General features: G+C 75.2%; 1 protein-coding gene. It reads left to right on the top strand.

The window, feature by feature from the left end; translation table 11 throughout:
- Positions 1 to 266 precede the first annotated feature (266 nt).
- Positions 267 to 1,041: PLP-dependent aminotransferase family protein (locus Q7W29_12095; protein ID MDO9172557.1), on the top strand; the 775-nt coding region annotated here is incomplete at its 3' end.

Genomic DNA, 1,041 nt, shown 5'->3' with positions numbered 1-1,041 from the left:
GGAACCCGCGCCACCACCGGCGGCGGCTCGGGGAGGAACGCCGCCGCCGGCAAGGGCGTGAGAATTGTGGGCAGCAGCGCCGCCACGACGAGGACGGCGAGGGCGTAGGCGAGGGTGGTCACGGCGAGGCGGCGCAGCGCGTCGATCGTGGTCCTGGGATTCATGGCTGGCATGTCCGCCTCCTTTCGAAGCCGCGGACTACGCGGTATGTGGTCTGACAGACAGGTCCACTTGCTGCGATCTGGACATACCACTTGGAGCCGACCATGAGCTGGGCGGACGTCTATCCCTGGTCCGCGCCCGAGGCGGGCCGGCCGGTGATCCGGCAGGTCTATGACCAGGTGCGCGGCGCGATCCACACCGGGGCGCTGCGGCCCGGCGGGCGCCTGCCGTCCAGCCGCGACCTGGCGCTGCGGCTGGGGGTGGCGCGGGCCTCGGTGGTGGCCGCCTACGACCAGTTGCTGGCGGAGGGGTATGCCGAAGGGCGCACCGGCTCAGGCACCTACGTCTCGGAGGACCTGTCCGGGGTGCTGGACCTGGCGGCGCCGAAGCCGGCCGCGGCCGCCGTGCCGGTCCGCCCCGACCGCATCCCGGACGTCGCCGCTTTCCCGCCGCCCGCCTCGTCCGAGCCGCAGGCCTTCTCCAACGGCCGCACCCTGATGGACGCTCGCGCGCTCGACGCCTGGGCGACCTCGACGCGACGGGCGCTGCGGACGCTGGATCCCAGCCACTTCGGCTACGGCGAGCCGGCGGGGGACCTGCGGCTGCGGACGGCGGTGACCGACTATCTGCGCGCCGCCCGGGGCGTGGTGTGCGAGCCGGAGCAGGTGATCGTCACCTCGGGCGCGCAGCACGCCGTCGACCTGACCGCGCGCCTGCTGCTCAAGCCGGGCGACCGGGTCTGGCTGGAGGATCCGGGCTATCCGGCCACCGGGCACGCCCTCACCGCGGGCGGGGCGCGGGCCGTGCCGGTGCCGGTGGACCGCTCGGGCCTGGTGGTGCAGGCGGGGGTCGAGGCGGCGCCGGACGCGCGCGCGGCCT

The organism is bacterium, assembly GCA_030654305.1.
Lineage (GTDB): Bacteria > Krumholzibacteriota > Krumholzibacteriia > LZORAL124-64-63 > LZORAL124-64-63 > PNOJ01.
The sequence above is the reverse complement of the archived record's forward strand: the minus strand, read 5'-3'. Positions and strand labels throughout refer to the sequence as shown.